The 3,458-nt window shown below is 67.6% G+C and carries 6 protein-coding genes; 1 reads left to right on the forward strand and 5 read right to left on the reverse strand.

Annotated elements, in window-relative coordinates; all coding sequences use genetic code 11:
- The 5 genes from SFU54_RS11555 to SFU54_RS11575 form a co-directional block, all read right to left on the reverse strand.
- The coding region (locus tag SFU54_RS11555; protein WP_319016419.1) for a hypothetical protein at positions 1–305 on the reverse strand (305 nt) is incomplete at its 3' end.
- A 5-nt stretch (positions 306–310) separates the two neighbouring features.
- On the reverse strand, positions 311–952 hold the full coding sequence (locus SFU54_RS11560) for an ABC transporter ATP-binding protein (RefSeq protein ID WP_319016420.1): 642 nt from the start codon (positions 950–952) through the stop codon (positions 311–313).
- A 145-nt stretch (positions 953–1,097) separates the two neighbouring features.
- The gene (locus SFU54_RS11565) at positions 1,098–1,499 is read right to left on the reverse strand and encodes a (2Fe-2S) ferredoxin domain-containing protein (RefSeq protein WP_319016421.1); all 402 of its coding nucleotides are present in this window, start codon (positions 1,497–1,499) and stop codon (positions 1,098–1,100) included.
- Between the two features lie 44 nt (positions 1,500–1,543).
- Positions 1,544–1,906: an AgmX/PglI C-terminal domain-containing protein gene (locus SFU54_RS11570; protein WP_319016422.1), complete on the reverse strand. Its 363-nt coding sequence runs from the start codon at positions 1,904–1,906 to the stop codon at positions 1,544–1,546.
- Positions 1,899–2,438 (reverse strand): OmpA family protein, encoded by a 540-nt coding sequence (locus SFU54_RS11575; RefSeq protein WP_319016423.1) that lies wholly within the window; start codon positions 2,436–2,438, stop codon positions 1,899–1,901. Before SFU54_RS11575 ends, SFU54_RS11570 begins: the two co-directional genes overlap by 8 nt.
- Before the next feature lie 62 nt (positions 2,439–2,500).
- Between SFU54_RS11575 and SFU54_RS11580 the strand changes: the two genes are divergently transcribed.
- Complete coding sequence (locus tag SFU54_RS11580) at positions 2,501–3,169, forward strand: glutathione S-transferase (protein ID WP_319016424.1); 669 nt, start codon at positions 2,501–2,503, stop codon at positions 3,167–3,169.
- The last annotated feature ends 289 nt before the right edge of the window (positions 3,170–3,458 follow it).

The following is a 3,458-nucleotide window of genomic DNA, read 5'->3' on the forward strand; positions in this document are numbered from 1 at the left end:
GCCTGCCGCGCGAACTCGTGGCGTGCGCCCTGGTCGAGCCCTCGCCCGAGGCCGAGCAGCACGACCAGCACGAAGATGCCCCACGCGACGCTGATGGTCGTGAGCGCGGTGCGCAGCTTGTTGCGGCGGATCGTGTCGAGCACCTCGGCCCAGCGATCGAGCGACACCAGGTCGCGCCACTGCACGAGCGCGATAAGGCCCATGTGCACGCACGCGATGATCACGATGATCAGCGTCACCACGAGGGTGATCACCAGCGCGAGCCCGAGCAGGAGCCCGAGCAACTTGAGCGCCGCGATGCCCATGGGCGCTAATGCGCTCCTGCCGCGGCCGCCGGCGTTTCGTTGTCGTCGACGACCTTGCCGTCGCGCAGGCGGATCGTGCGCTGACAGCGCGCCGCGACCTCGGGGTCGTGCGTGACGACCAGGACCGTGATGCCCTGGCGATGGATCTCGGTCATCAGGTCCATGATCTGGCGGCTCGTCGTGCTGTCGAGCGCGCCCGTCGGCTCGTCGGCGAGGATGAGCTGCGGCTTCGCGATCAACGCCCGCGCGATCGCGACGCGCTGTTTCTGGCCGCCCGACATCTCCGCGGGCACGTGCTCGGCCCAGTCGCGGAGGCCGACGCGCTCGAGATACTGCGCGGCGATCATGTTGCGCTTTCGCCGAGTGACGCCCTGGTAGTAGAGGGGCAGGGCGACGTTCTCGAGCGCCGTCTTGAACGGCAGCAGGTTGAACGACTGGAACACGAACCCGATGAGCTTGTTGCGATACTCGGCGGCGCGCTTTTCGGACAGGCTCTTGATGACCGTGTTGCCGAGGCGGTATTCGCCCGAGTCGTAATCGTCGAGGATGCCGAGGATGTTGAGCAGCGTCGATTTGCCGGAGCCCGACGCGCCCATGATCGCGACGAACTCGCCATCGTCGACCTGGAAGTCGACATCGCGCAGCACGTGCAGCGAGTGGTTGCCGACCCGGTAGTACTTATTGACCTTCGAGAGGCGCAACATCGCGTGATCGCGAGGCTAGCGCCATCCCGACGGAGCGGCCAGTCGGGGCGGTGCCGCATGCGCTGCGACGGGGTGCGACGTGGGCCTGCTACGACGTCAGCTGAGCCAGCGCCTCGTCGAGCGCGGCGGGTGTGGCCGGTGCGACGACCAGCTGCCCGTGCCCGCCGCGGAGCTCGCACGCGGGGGCGTGGTCGCAACGATCGAGGCAGGTGACCGGCACGATCGCGAACGATGGGTCGCGCTGGACCTTCTCGACCAGGTGATCGAGCAGGCCGAGCGCGCCGTACTTCTGGCAGTTGCCCGCGCAGACGCGCAGCTCGAGCGACGCGTCGCTGGCCACGCGCAGCTCGGTCGCGAGCGGAATGGCGGCGAGGTAATGCCCCGGCGGCCGGCCACGATCTTCCGCGAGCGCGACGATCGCGGCGATGGTGACCTGCTCGTCTTCGGCAACCTCCTCGAGCTCGAGGCCCATCGAGGACAGGCGTGCCATCGGCACTTCCTCGTCGGTCGGGGAGCGCGTTGGGATCTTGGCCACTACGGGTTCGCCCATTCGAACTTGATCGGCACGCTCTCGACCTCGACGCGCTTGCCGGGCGGCTTGTCGAGCTTGAGCTTCGCGAGCGCCTGCGTGACGCAGAACCGGAGCACCGCATCCTGCGGCTCGTCGCGGCGCAGCACGATCTCCTGGAACTGCCCGGTATCGCCGGCGACCGCAAGCTGCACGACGTACATGCCGCGGAGCTTGCGGTTGGTGGTCAGCGACTTCTGGTAGCAGGCCTGAATCGGTGCCTGCGCGCTTTGCAACTGCGCCGAGATGTTCGTGCGGATCGCGGGGTCCGCGCCGGTCTTACAGCCGACGGCGCCGAACACGGCGAGGGATAGGAGGAGCTTATTCATCTTTCACCAGCGTCTTGATGGGGCCCTGCTTGATGATGTTGAACTCGACGCGACGGTTCGCTTCGCGGCCGACGTCGGTCTCGTTGTCGGCGACCGGCACGTCGGGGCCAAAGCCCTTCGCGGTCAGCCGTTCCTTCTTGATGCCCTTGCTGGCGATGTACTTCACCACCGACTCGGCGCGCGCTTGCGAGAGCTTGCGGTTGACGTCTGCCGGACCCGTCGCGTCGGTGTGACCCTCGACCTGCACGACCTCGATCTGGTCATTCGCCTTCATCACGGCCACGACTTCGTCGAGGAGCGGGTAGGAGACGGGCTTGAGATCAGCCTTGCCGGTCTCGAACTGCACCTTGTCGGTGATCGCGATGTTCGACGGTGTGAGGATCACCTTGTCGGGCCCCGGAGGTGGCCGCGTCGCGGTGACGTTCATGACTGGGAAGGGTTCCTGCTTCGCAGCCGGCATGATCATCGAACAACCTGAACCGCCGATGACGACCGCCACGAGCAGCGCGTGAACGCCTCGTAGATTGCGCATGCGCGAATCCTCCCCCGGTAGGCACGCGCCTGCAAGCAACTGAGACGCGTATAACCGCGAGCGTGATCACGGTCCATCACCTCAACAAATCTCGCTCTCAGCGCGTGCTCTGGCTCCTCGAAGAGCTCGAGGTTCCTTACGAGCTCGTGAAGTACGAGCGCGAGCCGAAAACGCTGCTCGCGCCGCCAGAGCTGCAGAAGATCCATCCCCTCGGCAAGTCGCCCGTGATCACCGACGGCGATGTCACCGTCGCCGAGTCGGGCGCGATCCTCGAGTACATCGTCGAGACCTACGGCAACGGCCGCCTCGTGCCGCCGGCCAACACGGCCGAGTTCCGCCACTACCGCTACTTCATGCGCTATGCGGAGGGCTCGCTGATGCCGTACCTCCTCCTCACGTTGATCTTCGACCGCGTGCGCACCGCGCCGGTGCCGTTCTTCGTGAAGCCCATCGCACGCAAGATCGCGGACAAGGTTAACGCCGACTTCGTCGCACCGAACCTCACGCGCCATCTAAAGTTCCTGGGCGATCATCTCGCGAAGCACACCTGGTTCGCGGGCGCCGAGCTGACCGCCGCCGATATCCAGATGAGCTATGCCGTCGAGGCGATCGCTTCGCGCCTCGGGCACATGGACGTCTCGCCCAAGATCCGCGAGCTCGCGAAGCGGATGCAGGAGCGGCCCGCGTTCAAGCGTGCGGTCGCGAAGGGCGGCCCGTCGATCCCGGAGTAAGTTGCGCCGGCCGACGCGGTCGCCGAGGCCGCGGCCGCCACCGCCGCCACCGCCGACGCCGATGCCGAGCCCGACACCGACGCCGAGCCCGACACCGCCGTCGACGCCGTTGCCGAGGCCGAGCCCGAGGCGGAGCCCGATGCCGAGGCCGAGCCCGACACCGAGGCCGAGCCCGACACCGCCGCCGAGCCCGACACCGACGCCGAGCCCGACACCGCCGCCGACGCCGTTGCCGATGCCGAGCCCGAGGCCGAGCCCGATGCCGAGGCCGAGCCCGACACCGAGGCCG

The organism is Microcella sp. (assembly GCF_033763155.1).
In the GTDB taxonomy this organism is placed as follows: domain Bacteria; phylum Actinomycetota; class Actinomycetes; order Actinomycetales; family Microbacteriaceae; genus Microcella.

Coding starts and splice junctions, on each gene's coding strand:
- SFU54_RS11565 (WP_319016421.1), bottom strand. CDS start 1,499: ATGGCACGCCTGTCCTCGATGGGCCTCGAGCTCGAGGAGGTTGCCGAA.
- SFU54_RS11570 (WP_319016422.1), bottom strand. CDS start 1,906: ATGAATAAGCTCCTCCTATCCCTCGCCGTGTTCGGCGCCGTCGGCTGT.
- SFU54_RS11575 (WP_319016423.1), bottom strand. CDS start 2,438: ATGCGCAATCTACGAGGCGTTCACGCGCTGCTCGTGGCGGTCGTCATC.